Source organism: Kosakonia quasisacchari (genome assembly GCF_004331415.1).
Lineage (GTDB): Bacteria > Pseudomonadota > Gammaproteobacteria > Enterobacterales > Enterobacteriaceae > Kosakonia > Kosakonia quasisacchari.
Genome location: NZ_SJOP01000007.1, coordinates 163,812 through 177,562, shown reverse-complemented (window position 1 = coordinate 177,562; position 13,751 = coordinate 163,812). Strand labels below are relative to the sequence as shown.

15 protein-coding genes are annotated in these 13,751 nt (G+C 53.3%); 3 read left to right on the top strand and 12 right to left on the bottom strand.

Annotated features, from left to right (window positions below; genetic code table 11):
• Window positions 1-58 precede the first annotated feature (58 nt).
• The 12 genes from E0L21_RS09795 to flgB all read right to left on the bottom strand — a co-directional run bounded on the left by E0L21_RS09795 (window position 59) and on the right by flgB (window position 11,749).
• Window positions 59-1,720: a methyl-accepting chemotaxis protein gene (locus E0L21_RS09795; protein ID WP_131408949.1), complete on the bottom strand. Its 1,662-nt coding sequence runs from the start codon at window positions 1,718-1,720 to the stop codon at window positions 59-61.
• Between the two features lie 108 nt (window positions 1,721-1,828).
• Entirely contained in the window at window positions 1,829-2,752 is a 924-nt protein-coding gene (gene flgL, locus E0L21_RS09790) for a flagellar hook-associated protein FlgL (protein WP_131408947.1), read from the bottom strand.
• Window positions 2,753-2,799: 47 nt separating this feature from the next.
• Entirely contained in the window at window positions 2,800-4,440 is a 1,641-nt protein-coding gene (flgK, locus tag E0L21_RS09785; protein WP_131408945.1) for a flagellar hook-associated protein FlgK, read from the bottom strand.
• Between the two features lie 101 nt (window positions 4,441-4,541).
• Window positions 4,542-5,501: a flagellar assembly peptidoglycan hydrolase FlgJ gene (gene flgJ / locus E0L21_RS09780; RefSeq protein ID WP_131408943.1), complete on the bottom strand. Its 960-nt coding sequence runs from the start codon at window positions 5,499-5,501 to the stop codon at window positions 4,542-4,544.
• Window positions 5,501-6,619, bottom strand: a complete 1,119-nt coding sequence (locus E0L21_RS09775; RefSeq protein ID WP_131408941.1) for a flagellar basal body P-ring protein FlgI — start codon at window positions 6,617-6,619, stop codon at window positions 5,501-5,503. Before E0L21_RS09775 ends, flgJ begins: the two co-directional genes overlap by 1 nt.
• Before the next feature lie 3 nt (window positions 6,620-6,622).
• Window positions 6,623-7,282: a flagellar basal body L-ring protein FlgH gene (locus E0L21_RS09770; RefSeq protein WP_235855219.1), complete on the bottom strand. Its 660-nt coding sequence runs from the start codon at window positions 7,280-7,282 to the stop codon at window positions 6,623-6,625.
• 103 nt (window positions 7,283-7,385) lie between these two features.
• Complete coding sequence (gene flgG / locus E0L21_RS09765; RefSeq protein WP_017459383.1) at window positions 7,386-8,168, bottom strand: flagellar basal-body rod protein FlgG; 783 nt, start codon at window positions 8,166-8,168, stop codon at window positions 7,386-7,388.
• Between the two features lie 23 nt (window positions 8,169-8,191).
• On the bottom strand, window positions 8,192-8,938 hold the full coding sequence (locus E0L21_RS09760; RefSeq protein WP_131408937.1) for a flagellar basal body rod protein FlgF: 747 nt from the start codon (window positions 8,936-8,938) through the stop codon (window positions 8,192-8,194).
• A 12-nt stretch (window positions 8,939-8,950) separates the two neighbouring features.
• Window positions 8,951-10,150 carry a flagellar hook protein FlgE gene (gene flgE / locus E0L21_RS09755; RefSeq protein ID WP_131408935.1) on the bottom strand — a complete coding sequence of 400 codons (1,200 nt, stop codon included), beginning with the start codon at window positions 10,148-10,150 and terminating at the stop codon, window positions 8,951-8,953.
• 45 nt (window positions 10,151-10,195) lie between these two features.
• Complete coding sequence (locus tag E0L21_RS09750) at window positions 10,196-10,918, bottom strand: flagellar hook assembly protein FlgD (RefSeq protein ID WP_131408933.1); 723 nt, start codon at window positions 10,916-10,918, stop codon at window positions 10,196-10,198.
• 10 nt (window positions 10,919-10,928) lie between these two features.
• On the bottom strand, window positions 10,929-11,333 hold the full coding sequence (flgC, locus tag E0L21_RS09745) for a flagellar basal body rod protein FlgC (RefSeq protein WP_017459379.1): 405 nt from the start codon (window positions 11,331-11,333) through the stop codon (window positions 10,929-10,931).
• A 5-nt stretch (window positions 11,334-11,338) separates the two neighbouring features.
• Window positions 11,339-11,749, bottom strand: coding sequence for a flagellar basal body rod protein FlgB (gene flgB / locus E0L21_RS09740; protein WP_131408931.1), 411 nt, complete (start codon window positions 11,747-11,749; stop codon window positions 11,339-11,341).
• Between the two features lie 281 nt (window positions 11,750-12,030).
• On the opposite strand from flgB, the gene flgA reads away from it, so the two are divergent.
• The 3 genes from flgA (at window position 12,031) to E0L21_RS09725 (ending at window position 13,564) form a co-directional block, all read left to right on the top strand.
• Window positions 12,031-12,732: a flagellar basal body P-ring formation chaperone FlgA gene (gene flgA / locus E0L21_RS09735; protein WP_131408926.1), complete on the top strand. Its 702-nt coding sequence runs from the start codon at window positions 12,031-12,033 to the stop codon at window positions 12,730-12,732.
• A 68-nt stretch (window positions 12,733-12,800) separates the two neighbouring features.
• A complete protein-coding gene (gene flgM, locus E0L21_RS09730; protein ID WP_131408924.1) occupies window positions 12,801-13,100 on the top strand; it encodes a flagellar biosynthesis anti-sigma factor FlgM in 300 nt (99 codons plus the stop codon).
• A gap of 20 nt (window positions 13,101-13,120) precedes the next feature.
• Window positions 13,121-13,564 (top strand): flagella synthesis protein FlgN, encoded by a 444-nt coding sequence (locus E0L21_RS09725; RefSeq protein ID WP_235855218.1) that lies wholly within the window; start codon window positions 13,121-13,123, stop codon window positions 13,562-13,564.
• The last annotated feature ends 187 nt before the right edge of the window (window positions 13,565-13,751 follow it).

Sequence of the window (13,751 nt, the reverse complement as noted above, 5' to 3'; positions counted from 1 at the left end):
AAGCAATCGGAAAGTGGAACATATCGTGACTTTATTTCCCCACGAAACCCACAGCTAATTAGAATGTTTCCCAGTCGCCTTCAGTTTTTTTGGCTGGAACATAATCTCGCTTGGCAGCGGTAATAACAGGGCGCAATTTCTCTCCGTTATTTCTGCTGCGGGTAACGGCAGACACATGGCTTTCATTAACAGTAAACTGGGCAACAATTTGTTCCAGATCGCTGGCGTGCTCTTCCACGCTGGTTGCGGTACGCGCGGCATTCTCTACCATGCTGGCGTTCTGCTGCGTAACCAGGTCCATTTCATTAACGGCCTGCGCAATCTGGTTAATACCGGTGCTTTGTTCATCCGATGCTGAGGTAATTTCCGCCATAATGTCGGTTACCTGAATAACGGATTTCACAATTTCCTGCATGGAAGAACCGGCCAGTTCAACTTCCTGAGAACCGATATTCATATTGGCAACACAGGTGTTGATCAATTGGCGGATCTCTTTCGCCGCATCGGCGCTGCGTTTCGCCAGGTTACGTACTTCACCGGCAACAACCGCAAAACCACGACCTTGCTCACCGGCACGCGCCGCTTCAACCGCCGCGTTAAGCGCCAGGATGTTGGTCTGGTTAGCAATGCTATCAATCACGCTGTTGATGTCGGCAATTTGACGGGAGTTCACCGTAATTTCCGTCATGATCTTATCAAGATTGGTCATCACTTCGCCGCCTTTCTGCGCGCTGACGCTGGCGCTTTCTGCCAGTTGCTGCGCACTGTGGGCGTTGTCGGCGTTCTGACGAACGGTGATTTTCAGCTCTTCCATGCTGGCCGCAGTTTCCTGCAGTGCGGAAGCCTGCTGTTCAGTACGCGAAGAGAGATCGTTGTTGCTGGTGGCGATTTCCTGGGCGTTGGAATAAATCTGCTTCACGCCGGTACGAATGCCGTAAACCGTGTCGGTCAGCGACTGGCGCATGTGCTCAACTTCCAACAGCATTTTGCCGATTTCGTTCTGCGCACCCGCGTCAATTTTGCGGCTCAGGTTACCTTCAGCGATAGCCTTGAAGGAGACGATAGCTTGTTCCAGACGGCTAAAGATAGTGCGTTTCAGCCAGAGACGGGAAACCACCGCGCTAATCACCGCCAACGCCAGCGCAAAGAACGCGAAGAAACTCATACGCTGGGTATCACGGTGCGATACATCGCTAAAACCGGTAACCATTTGCTCGGCATAGGCTAAATATTCTTCAGAGGCATCTTGTAACCCGACACGCAGTTTGGCTTCTTCAATCACATCACGATCATATGTCGTCGGGTTTTTAATAAACGTTGCCTTGCGCTGTGCCCCCGCCAGAACCGTATCAAAACGCTTCTTAATATTGTTGGCAATCGTCTGTTCTTCTTCGGTCTGGAACGGCGTGGACATAAATTGGTCCATCTGCTTTTCCGCATTTACGAGCATTTTTTTCGCTCTATCGATATCGTCCTGTCCTGGCGGCTGGTTGATCATGGTCGCCAGCATTGCGCCGTTAATCTGCGCAATACCGCCGGTCATACCGACAATCGCACCATTCAGTGCATCGATATTGTTGTTGGTCATGACCGCATCATCGAAGTTATCCGCCGTTGCGCGGCTACTGACTAACGCATAGGTAGATACCACAACAATACAAGCAATTAACAACCCAAACAGGATATTAATCCCGGTGGATATTTTTAAGTCTTTAAACATAACGAAACCTAAATAATTGAGAACACGGCGAAATACCTTTTTGCAGATATTTCATGTACACATGCGAGATGAATAAAAACCCGTCAATAATGACGGGCCTGAATGGGGTTAACCCACGAAATTAAAAATCGACAGTTGCTGCATCGACTGGAACACGGTCATTGACGAATTGAGCGCGAACTCCGACATCTTGGATTGCGACAACAGCGTAATCATCGAATCCCAATCCGATCCTAATGTTTCCTGCAACCGGCTTTGCACATTGATATTTTGCGCTTCCGAGCTAAAACCCAGGGCTTCAATCTGCTGCATATTGGTGCCGACGGTGGCGCGGACTTTGCCCAGGTTATCAATGTTTTTCTTAATACTGACGTTGGTGCTATCCAGCGTGGCCTGCAAAGCCTGACGATCGGCATCGTTAGTGACTGGCTGTTGCAGTTGCGTAATGGCCGCGTCCAGCGCTTTGAACAGATCGTCCGGCGAGCCGCTCAGAAAGATATCGTCGCCCGTATGACCGACCTGCATTTCGGTACTGTCGGAAACCACCTGCGTCATCGCGGTATCACCGCCGACATAGGTGCCGTCTTTCTGAAAAGGCGCCGCCCCGGTTTTGTAACCGGCAAAAATGTAGCGACCGTCGCTGTTTTTGGTGTTCGCCAGATCCAGCAAGTTATCGCGGATCCCCTGCAACTCCTGCGCCAGCGCTGCGCGATCTTCATCGGAGTACGCGCCATTACCACCGGCAACAATTTTCTGCGACAAATTTTCAGACAGCAGATTAGAGATAGAATCCAGCGTGTTATCTTCCTGGCCCAACGCATCCTGCGCGTAGGTGCGCGCGGTGTCGTACTGGCTCATTCGGGATAACGCGTTCTGCAAAATAACCGCCTGCGACGCACCCGACGGATCGTCGGAAGGCTTCAACAGCGTTTGCCCGGCAGAAAGGCGCGTGGACAAATCGTTATAACCGGTCATCGCATCTGACAGGCTATCAATACGATTTTGAAACATATAACTGGTGCTAAGACGCATCGTTTATTCCTGACTTTTCATTGAGTGGCCCGGTAAACCGGGCGTACTTAGCGAATACTTAACAACGTGTCGAACAGGGTGTTCGCAGTCTGTAAAACCTGCGCATTCGCCTGGTAATACTGAGAGAACATCTGCAAATTGACGTACTCTTCAGTGATATCAACACCCGAAACCGACTGCTGCTGAAGCGCCCACTGGTCATACACATTCGCCGAGGTGGTCATGTCCGCTTTCAGCGCACTCACCGAGGAACCGACGGAGCTGACAAGGCTTGCGTAAGCGCCAGACAGCGTCATGCCATCCACCACTTTTTCGTCCTTGATGCCAATCATCGCCAGGATATTTTCGTTATCGCTCTGGTCGTCAGGATCGGGGGATTTCGCCGCCGCAATCTGATCGCCATCGGTGATCGCCACGGTGATGTTATCTGCCGCGCCGTCGGTCGGGTTCAGCGTAAAGCTGTCACCCGGCTGCGGTGTGCCGCCAGGGGTAATGGAGATCCCTTCGAATTCCAGTTCGCCATTACTGCCAACGGTCGGCGTGATAGAGCGGCCATCAGCGGTGGTGATAGTCCAGTCGGTGCTGCCCGGGCCGTTAAAGGTCAGCTCGTAGTCTTCCGATTTCACGGACGGAATATCGGTAAAGCTGACATCCAGTGAACCGGTGCCGGTGTTATTGATGTTGCCGACCGCTTGCGGTTTACCGATGTTAAAAATATCGCCGCCCGCGTTGCCGTCGAGGTCGTAACCCTGAGCATTCGCTTCGTTGAACTTGTTGGCCATTTGCAGCGCCAGCTGGTTCAGTTGATCGCGCGCAGAAACCAGATCTTCATTGCGGAATTTGAACAGCCCGCCCAGCGCACCGGTGGTTTTCCCTTCGTCGAGCGGCAGGGCGTTGCCCGACGCATCAACGTACGCCACCACGGTTTTTGCCGGGTTGCTTTCAGACGCGCTGGCCTGCAGTTCATAGGATTTGCCGCCGCTGACCAACGCCATGCCGTTTTGCATGGAAACATTCACAGCGCCGGTATCAGTATTTTCTGTCACCTTAATACCGATCTTTTCGCTCAACTGACCTAATAATTGGTCACGCTGATCGAGTAAATCCGCAGGCATACCGCCGGTCTGGCCGTGGATCTTTTCAATTTGCTTATTCAGCGACGCCAGCTGTTTGGTATAGGAATTAATATCATCAACAGTCTGATTAATTTGCGTGTTGGTGCTCTGCTCCAGACCATTTAATGTTTTGCTGTTGGAGCGATATTGGTTGGCCATGGCGTTAAATTCAGCCAGAACCCCCTGGCGAGCCGCCGGGTCAACAGGGTCTTTACTTACCGATTCCATGGCTTCGAATAAATTATCCATGGTCACGGAAATATTATTGGTGCTATCGCCGAGCATGTTATCAATTTGGCTAACCTGCTCGTAACGGCTATTGAGGGAATAAAATTCCGTTGCCGCGCCGCGCACCTGGTTAGTCATAAAACCATTATAAGCACGCTGGACATCGCCCACTTTTACGCCGTAGCCGAAGAAACCATAATTGGTGGATTTGCCACCCGCTTCGCCCAGAACAATATTCTGGCGGCTATATCCCGCCGTGGTAGCATTCGACAGGTTATTCCCCACCACATTCAATGCATTCTGCGCAGCGTTAAGCCCATTCTGGGCCAGATTGATTAAATTCATATGTTATCGATCCTAACCAGAGGAGGAGGTAAGACGCCCCTGATAAAAGTAGCGCTCTCTTATATTTATCGGCCTTATAAAATTTCACTAAAGCCTGACGATTAAAATAATGAAGAAAAATCTGAAGAGTAGGCTTCAGCCGCCTGATTAACGTTATTCTTCACCTGCTGAATGATATTGATCAATTTTTTCGCGTAGGCGGGATCGGTTGCATATCCGGCAGACTGCAACGCTTTTGCCGCTATTTCCGGCGATTCAGATTTCACAACATTTTTATAACGCGGACTACGACTAATTAACGACGTATAATCTTCCAGCGCCTCGGCATAAGAGGAATAAACTTTAAATTTGTCTTTTATTTTTTGCGCAACCCCACCTTCATATTCTGTGGTGGTGATTTCCGTGGTTTCGCCGTCCCAATCCGCCGTGGCTTTCACGCCAAATAAGTTATGGCTGGGTTTACCATCGCTGGTCATAATTTCGCGTTTACCCCAACCCGACTCCAGTGCCGCCTGCGCAATAATTAACTGATGCGGAATACCGCTCAAACGCGCGACTGCCATCGCGGGTGCCATCATGCGGGAAATAAAGCTGCCGCCTGGAACCGCCGGTATTTCCGGCTGCGCCATTGCGGCTTTTTCCGCCTGCTGTTCTTCGGGATCGACCGGCTGCAAACGCAGCGGCACGCTAATAAAGCGTGCCGGGCTGATATTAAGCGGCACTTCACGCGTCGCTGTGACATTTTCCGCCGTGGAAGCGGGTTTGCCGGTCAGTTGTTGCACCATCAGATCGGCAAATCCCATTTTTCCTTTATCAGCGATGTTCTGCGACAGCTGCTGGTCGTACATCGAGGTAAACATTTCCGACTGCTGCGTATTAAACAGGCCGTCTTTGAATGATGCCTGGCGCATGCTCTTGAGCATCATCTGCACGAACAGCCCTTCCATCTGCTTCGCCACCGCCTTTAGCGCATCCGGAGAGTCGTTGCGGGCGGCCAGTTTGAGCTTGTCGAGGCTGTGCGCGTCAAACGCCGCCCCCTGAGTCATTGCCGGGCCGATCATCAGTTAATCTCCAGACGTGCATGCAGGCAGCCTGCGGTTTTCATTGATTGCAGAATTGCCATCAAATCATTCGGCGTTGCGCCAAGGCTGTTTAACGCGCGAACCACATTGTTCAGATCGGTGCTGGTGTTCACGCGTTGCAGAGAGCCGTTTTGCTCACGCACGGAAAGTTGCGTGTTCTGCGTGACTACCGTTTGCCCGCCTCCCAGCGGCGTATTCGGCTGATTCACCTGGGTGTTGCTGGCGACTTCTACCGTCAGATCACCCTGCGCTACCGCACAAGAATCAAGCGAAACATGGCGGTTCATCACCACGGAGCCGGTGCGTGAGTTGATGATAATTCGGGCATCGCCCGCATCAATGCGCAACGGAATATCCTGCACTGCGGCAAGGAAACGCACGCGCGCGGCACTGTCGGCAGGTGCGCGCAGGCTGATACTGCGCGCGTCTTCCGCAAACGCGGCGCCCGCGTAACGACGGTTAATCGCATCGCTTATCTGCTGCGCGACGGTGAAATCGTCTTCATTAAGCTGGAGTTTGAGCGTGCTCTGCCCGGCAAAGTTTGACGGCACTTCACGTTCTACCGTTGCGCCGCCGCTAATGCGCGCGCCATTGAGCTGGTTTACCTGCACCCGGTTACCACCGGCCTGCGCACCTGCGCCGGAAACCAACAGGTTCCCCTGCGCCAGCGCATAAATCTGGCTATCCGCGCCCTTCAGCGGAGTCATCAGCAGCGTGCCGCCGCGCAGACTTTTCGCGTTACCCATTGAGGAAACCACCACATCAATTTGCTGACCGGCGCGGGCAAACGGCGGCAGTTCCGCCGTCACCATCACCGCCGCGACGTTTTTGAGCTGCATATTCACGCCCGCTGGCACGGTGATACCGAGCTGCGAGAGCATATTGTTCAGGCTCTGGGTGGTGAAAGGTGTCTGCATGGTCTGGTCGCCAGTGCCATCAAGCCCGACGACCAGGCCATAGCCCATCAGGGAGTTACCGCGCACCCCTTGCAGGGTGGTTAAATCGCGGATCCGCTCCGCGCTGGCCTGCCCGGCCACCAGCGCAGACAGACAGCACAACAGCGCCAGGCAGCGAGTTAAGAAATTCGTTTTCATCATCAATCAAAAAGGAGAAAGGTTAAGGAACATGCGCTGCAGCCAGCCCATTTGCTGCGCTTCGTTGATATAGCCATTACCGACATACTCGATGCGCGCGTCTGCCACCTGGGTGGAGATAACGGTGTTGCTGGCGCTGATCGTGCGCGGGTTCACGATGCCGTAAAATCGGATAAACTCAGTCCCTTGGTTAATCGCAATCTGTTTTTCACCGACAACCGCCAGGTTGCCGTTTTCCAGCACCTGTTTCACCGTCACGGTGATGGTGCCACTAAAGGTATTTTTCGCCGCCGCGCCGCCTTTCCCGGCGAAGTCATTCGTTCCACTGATCGACGCATCGGCTTTGCCGTTGCCCACCAGACCGGCCATAAAACCAGGTACGCCAGCAACGCCGACATCGGTGGAGCCATCACGCGAGGCACTCGCAGAGGAACTTTTGCTGGCGCTGACATTTTCTTGCAGCGCAATGGTCAGCGTATCGCCCACGTTTCGTGGACGGCGGTCTTCAAACATCGGTTGATAACCATAATTCATCGCCTGCCCTGTCTGAAAAATCGAGCCATTCGCAGTAGCGGCGGCGACCGGTGCAGGCACAGCGGAGGTTTCGCCTCCAACCAACGGTTTTTGCGGAATATAGGCGCAGCCGGTAACCACGGAAATCAGCATTAAGATCGTTGCAAAACGACAAAGCGTACGTACAGAGCAAGGGTGATTGGTCATCTCATTCACTACAGGTAAAGCAGCCGCGAGCAACGCCCGCGGCCAGGGATCAAAGTTGGGTCAGTCGTTGCAGCATCTGGTCAGACGTCGACACCGCTTTACTGTTAATTTCGTAGGCGCGCTGCGTCTGGATCATGTTGACCAGCTCTTCTGCTACGTTGACGTTCGAGGTTTCGACGTAGCCCTGTTTCAGGGTTCCCGCGCCGTTTAAACCCGGTGTGGATTCATTCGGTGCGCCAGAAGATTGCGTTTCGCGGTACAGGTTTTCACCAATGCTTTCGAGGCCGGAATCATTGATAAACGAGCTCAGCGTCAGCTGACCAACCTGCTGCGGCGCGGTCTGCCCCGGTACGGTCACGCTGACAATACCGTCGTTACCGATGGTCAGGCTTTGCGCGTCCTGCGGGATGGTGATCGCCGGTTGCACCTGGTAACCGCTGGAGGTCACCAGTTGCCCGTTCTGGTCAAACTGGAACGAACCGTCGCGGGTATAGGCGGTGGTGCCATCCGGCAACTGTACCTGGAAGAAACCGCTGCCCTGAATGGCAACATCTTTGCTGTTGTTGGTCTGCGTCAGGCTGCCCTGGCTGTGAATACGCTCGGTCGCGACCGGGCGAACACCGGTACCCAACTGTAAACCAGAAGGGATGGTGGTCTGCTCGGAAGACTGTGCGCCCGGCTGGCGTAAGGTCTGATAAATCAGATCTTCAAACACCGCACGCTGGCGTTTAAAGCCGTTGGTGCTGACGTTCGCCAGGTTGTTGGAAATCACATCCATATTGGTTTGCTGGGCTTCGAGGCCGGTTTTCGCAATCCATAAAGAACGGATCATGGTGTTTTTCTCCTTACCGAGGCTTAACCGGCGCTCAGTAACTGGTTAGCTTTTTGTTCGTTATCATCAACGGTGGTGATGACTTTCATGTTCATGTCAAAACCGCGTGCGGTGGCGATCATATCTACCATCGATTTCACCGGGCTGACGTTGCTGCCTTCCAGCATGCCGGGCATCAAGCGCAGATCCGCGTCGGCGGGAAGTACTTGCGCCGCAGCCGGATCGGCGACATGAAACAGGCCGTCGTCGCCATGTTTCAGCGTGTTCGGTGTGGCGTTGACCATTTTCAGGCGCGCCACCTGCGCCAGCGCTGAAGGCTCATCGCCTGCGCCCAGCGCGGTGATGGTGCCGTCCGCGGCGATAGTCAGTTCCGCCTGCGGCGGTACGGCTACCGGGCCGCCGTCACCGAGCAGCGGCATACCGCGCACCCGCAGCTGGCCTTCGGCATCCACTTCGATGTTGCCATCTTTGGTGTAGCCTTCACTGCCATCGGGCAGTTGCACTGCCAGCCAGCCGTTTTGCGGCATGGCCACATCCAGGCTACGCCCGGTGGCCTGCACCGCGCCCATGGTGTTGTCGCTAAACGGCGTGGATTCCGCCACCATGGTGCGGGTTTCTATCGACGGCCCCTGCACAGGGATCGCGCGAAACGCCGCGATCTGCGCACGAAAGCCGGTGGTAGAAGCATTCGCCAGGTTGTTAGAGGTCACCGCCTGGCGGTTAAGGGCCGCGTTTGCGGCCCCCATTGCGGTATAAATCGCGTGATCCATGAAGCGCTACTCTTAACCCAGGTTAACCAGCGTTTGCAGAAGCTCAGACTGGGTCTTGATGGTCTGAGAGTTGGACTGGTAGTTACGCTGGTAAACAATCATGTTCACCATCTCTTTACTCAGATCCACGTTGGAGCCTTCCAGCATGTTGCCGCGCAGTGAACCCAGGTTACCGGTGTCCGCAAGACCAATGACCGGCTGACCCGATTCCGGAGTTTCAGACCAGCAGTTGTTCCCTGCCGATTCAAGGCCGCCCGGGTTGGTAAAGTTGCTCAGCACAACCTGACCCAGCAGCTGGTTTTCACCGTTGCTGTAGGAGGCGATGATCTGACCGTTATCACCTACGGTGTAGCCGTTCATCAGTCCCGGCGGATAACCTGTGGTGCTCGGGCTGTCCATGGTGTTTTCAGACGCCTGCTGAGAAAGACCGGAAAGATCGAGGTTGAAATTCAACGCCGCGCCGCCCTGGTAAGCTGCACCCTGCACCGCCAGTTCTGCCGGGTTGGTGGTGAGCTTGCCGGAGGTATCAAACGTCAGGTTGACGGAGCTGGTGGTGCCCGGCGACGTGGAGTCGACAGAGTAGGCAGTCCACTGGTTATCCGCCGTTTTTACGTAATAGACGTTGATCGCGTGCTCGTTGCCCAGGCTGTCATAAGCGTTAACCTGGGTGGAGTAGCTGTAAGATTTGCCATCAGCCGGATCGAAAGGCGTTACCGTGACAATGTCGTTACCGGAATCCAGGTTACCGGAAATGGAACCCGCGTCAGACGCACGCGCAGGCATCTGCCCGGTTGGGATCTGAATCGGCCCTACCGGCGCGCCCTGCTGAATTTCAGGCGGTGTACCCGTTGCCATATAACCGGTCAGGCGCATGCCCTGGTTATTGATGACGTAGCCATTTTCATCGGTCTGGAACTGACCATTACGGCTGTAAAATACGCGACCCGCTTCGGTCACCATGCGGAAGAAGCCATTGCCCTGGATACCCATATCCAGCGGGCTGCTGCCTGCGCCAAGTACGCCATCGCTGAAGTTCTGGTTCACACCAGCAACCTGTACGCCCATGCCGACCTGAGAACCGGCAAACACATCGGCGAAAGCAACAGAACCTGATTTAAAACCGACCGTTTGTGAGTTGGCGATGTTGTTACCTACAACATCCAGCGCCTGTGAAGAGGCGTTTAATCCACTAAGACCTTGAGAAAAACCCATGTGATAAATTCCTGTGCGCGGGTTGCGCAAAATCCAAACTAAAAATTACTCGATGAGGTAAACGTCACTCAGCGAGGCGGTACCATTAACACCCAGTTGCAGCACTGCGCCTGAGTTAGTGAAGGAGACGCTCTGCACTTTTGCCGGTTTCAGCGCGGTGATGGTTGGCGTGCTGCCATCAGCGTTGGTGGCGGAGAACGACACTTTGAAGTTCGTGTCGGCCTGCAAGCGCGGATCGCTCGGCTGGAAATCTTCAAAATCATCCAGCGAATACTGATGCACGCCCGCTTCCACATTTTTCAGCTTCGCGGTATAGGCGTTACCGGCCGGATCGGTCAGCGTGACGGTGACTTCATCCGCCGGGCTGTTAAGGGAAAGCCCGACTTTCTGGTTTCCGTCCGTGGCGGTGGAAACAGAAGGCTCGCCTTCAACCATGATGTCGCGCCCTACCCAGTCAGCGGAGTTCATCTGCTGCATACTGGCAACCAGCGTACCCATGCTGTTCATGGTGCTGTTGAGCTGCTCGACGCCCGCCGCCGTGTTGAACTGCGCCAGCTGGGCCGTCAACTGGTTGTTGTCCATTGGGCTGGTCGGGTCCTGGTTTTGCATCTGCGCAACCAGCAGCGTCATAAAATTATTCAGCAGGTCATCGGCGCTGGAGCCGGTACCCACGCTGGAAGAACTGGTGGTATTGGTGTTACTTGTGCCCGACGAAGCGGTGGTTTTCGTCGTCGGTGCGCTTTGGGTCATAACGGGTGAAATTGCCATTTTTTAATCCTTACTGGCCCAGAGTCAGCGTTTTCAGCATCAGGCTCTTCGCCGAGTTCATCACTTCGACGTTGGCCTGATAGCTGCGGGATGCAGAAATGGTGTTGACCATTTCACCCACCACATCGACGTTCGGCATATGGACATAACCTTTGTCGTCCGCCAGTGGGTTTGCGGGTTCATAGACCAGCCTGTCCGGCGCAGTGGATTCCGTAACGCCGCTCACTTTCACGCCGCCAATCTCCTGACCCGCGGAGTTATCAACATTGAAAACCACCGAACGCGCGCGGTACGGTTTGCCATCCGGGCCGGCAATACTGTCGGCGTTCGCCATATTGCTGGCACTGACGTTAAGTCTTTTTGATTGGGCGGCCATTGCCGAACCTGAAATATCGAAAACACTAAACAGCGACATGAAAATTATTGACCTTGGTTAAGGGCACTCGTTAAACCTTTTAATTGAGCGCCGAGAATCGTTAGACTCGTCTGATATTTGACATTGTTGTCAGCAAAATTAACGCGTTCACGATCCATATCGACAGTGTTTCCATCAGCTCTTGGCTGATCGGGAATACGATAAAGTAATTGTCGATCGTCCGTTTTCGGCGCTACGCCAGGAATATGTTTCCCGGCTGTTAAACTTAGTGTTAATGGATGACGCGTTTCCTGCTGCATTGCATTTTTCAATTGCTTAGAAAAATCAATATCTCGCGCCTTGTATCCCGGCGTATCGGCATTCGCGATATTAGACGCTAGAATATCCTGCCGCCGCGACATCAGGCTTAACGCCTGCTGCTGGAAACGCAATTCATTATCAAGTTTATCAAACATGAAATGACTCGCTTACTTCGAAATTGATTACGAGGCATAGTCTAAGAGACAACCTAATAAATCTATACCTTAAAAATCCGACAGAAGTAGACGCATTTAGCCAATTCAACCTCTCTTAATTTGCCGAAAAGAAGCTTATATTTAAAAGTTGAAATACCAATATAGTGAAATGCTGTCAAAACTGACGGCATTTAATAGATAAGAAAATAGCCATTCTGAATTACAATAAAAAAATATTAATCCTATTGCTCCTTTATATTATCAGGCAGGTTTATCTCATTATGCCGCAGTCCCTTATCAGGTCACTCATCGTGATTTTCGCGCTCTGCTGCCCATTCTCACCGGCTTTTGCCAGCGCGCCGGAAAACAGCGATCTCGAAGCGAGGATCGCCACCTTGCTGGCTGCGGACAATAAAGAAGCAGAGAATCAGCCGCAGTTGCGCATTAAAATTCTTACCCCCGCGGCCAAACTCGCCGCATTATGCGCACAGCCGGATTTACGTCTTTCTGGTCGCTCCGTGCGCCTGACAGGCCGACGCAGCGTCATCGCCAAGTGCGGTAAAAAACAGCAGTTCATTCAGATTCAGATTAGTGCCAGTGGCAGGTACTGGGTGGCAGCGCGGACGCTCAAACCGGGGCAGATCATTGGCGCAGAGGATATCCAGCCCGTGAGCGGCGAACTGGATCGTTTACCGGCCGGTGTATTACTTGATCCGCAGAACATCATTGGCAGCACGCCTACGCGCATCATTCAACCGGGGTCGCCGCTGGCGGATAACCAGCTGCGCCGCAGCTGGGCCGTTATTGCTAATCGCACCGTCGATATTACCGCGCCCGGTGACGGTTTTCTGATCCACGCCAAAGGTAAAGCGCTGGATAACGCCGCACTCGATGAAAGCGTCAGAGTACAGACTCGCACCGGCCAGGTGGTGGTCGCCACCGTAACAGGACAAGGACAAGTGAGCATTAGCCTGTCGAACTGATTTCAGTTTTATTTTCCCCGTGCCGATATCTTTAATACAGAGCCACCGCATAGAAAACCAGGATCCGTATGAACATTGAACGCACCCGCCAGGCCAATCCCATTCAGGCAACCGGCACTCAGCAGCAGCCCGTTGAGACGAGAGTAATGAATGATGAGTCAGCGCAATCGGGGAAAACAGACGCCCAGCAGGCCGGGACGCAGGTCAAACTCAGCCAGCTGACGCAGCAAATTAAAAATGACGGTAGCCGTGATGTTAATACGGAACGTCTTGCCGCCATTAAAGCGAAGATGGACGCAGGTGAACTCCACCTGGACAGCGATAAAATCGCCAGCGCGTTGGTACGCGACATCTTTCGATTCTCTTAATCTCAACATGCACGTGAATAATGGAAAACTTACCCGTAATTCTGAACAAACTGTATAGCCTGCTGGGTGAGCTTGAAGCGACCCTGGTAGAAGAAATCGGCCAGCTTAGCCGCGCCCAGATAAACCCGGTTTCGCTGCAAGTGATCTCCGACAACAAGAGCCGCTTGCTGTCGGCGATTAACTTTTATGATGAGCAGCGCAAGCAGGAAGAGAAACACCATCGGTTGGCGTTTCCTTACCCGCGCCACTCCGAACTCGCTACGCTTTGGGATCGTATTACCGTGGTGGTGCGAAAATCTGCTGAGCTCAACCAGAAGAGCTATCAGTTGCTGAACATGCATATGAAGAAGATGAACGACTTCAAAAAGATTGTCAGCCAGACGACCGCAACCGCGCAGCTTTATGGCGAAAGTGGAAACCGCAGCAATGATGCTTCGGGTAATGTTTATCGCATTTCCGTTTAATGCGGCCTCTTCTCTGTGCAGCATTCAGCATTAACACGATGTTATGGCGTCTTTCGCGCCAGTGTTGTTCCTCGCGCCAGGTTCGGAAGCCATTCTCTGCTTCCGTGCCTGGTGTGTATGCCCTGCATGTGCTTCTCGCATTACGCCTGACGCACGTTCTCTGAACACGCTTTGCGTGATTTTCTGC

Coding starts and splice junctions, on each gene's coding strand:
- E0L21_RS09795 (WP_131408949.1), bottom strand. CDS start 1,720: ATGTTTAAAGACTTAAAAATATCCACCGGGATTAATATCCTGTTTGGG.
- flgL (WP_131408947.1), bottom strand. CDS start 2,752: ATGCGTCTTAGCACCAGTTATATGTTTCAAAATCGTATTGATAGCCTG.
- flgK (WP_131408945.1), bottom strand. CDS start 4,440: ATGAATTTAATCAATCTGGCCCAGAATGGGCTTAACGCTGCGCAGAAT.
- flgJ (WP_131408943.1), bottom strand. CDS start 5,501: ATGATCGGCCCGGCAATGACTCAGGGGGCGGCGTTTGACGCGCACAGC.
- E0L21_RS09775 (WP_131408941.1), bottom strand. CDS start 6,619: ATGATGAAAACGAATTTCTTAACTCGCTGCCTGGCGCTGTTGTGCTGT.
- E0L21_RS09770 (WP_235855219.1), bottom strand. CDS start 7,282: ATGCTGATTTCCGTGGTTACCGGCTGCGCCTATATTCCGCAAAAACCG.
- flgG (WP_017459383.1), bottom strand. CDS start 8,168: ATGATCCGTTCTTTATGGATTGCGAAAACCGGCCTCGAAGCCCAGCAA.
- E0L21_RS09760 (WP_131408937.1), bottom strand. CDS start 8,938: ATGGATCACGCGATTTATACCGCAATGGGGGCCGCAAACGCGGCCCTT.
- flgE (WP_131408935.1), bottom strand. CDS start 10,150: ATGGGTTTTTCTCAAGGTCTTAGTGGATTAAACGCCTCTTCACAGGCG.
- E0L21_RS09750 (WP_131408933.1), bottom strand. CDS start 10,918: ATGGCAATTTCACCCGTTATGACCCAAAGCGCACCGACGACGAAAACC.
- flgC (WP_017459379.1), bottom strand. CDS start 11,333: ATGTCGCTGTTTAGTGTTTTCGATATTTCAGGTTCGGCAATGGCCGCC.
- flgB (WP_131408931.1), bottom strand. CDS start 11,749: ATGTTTGATAAACTTGATAATGAATTGCGTTTCCAGCAGCAGGCGTTA.
- flgA (WP_131408926.1), top strand. CDS start 12,031: ATGCCGCAGTCCCTTATCAGGTCACTCATCGTGATTTTCGCGCTCTGC.
- flgM (WP_131408924.1), top strand. CDS start 12,801: ATGAACATTGAACGCACCCGCCAGGCCAATCCCATTCAGGCAACCGGC.
- E0L21_RS09725 (WP_235855218.1), top strand. CDS start 13,121: ATGGAAAACTTACCCGTAATTCTGAACAAACTGTATAGCCTGCTGGGT.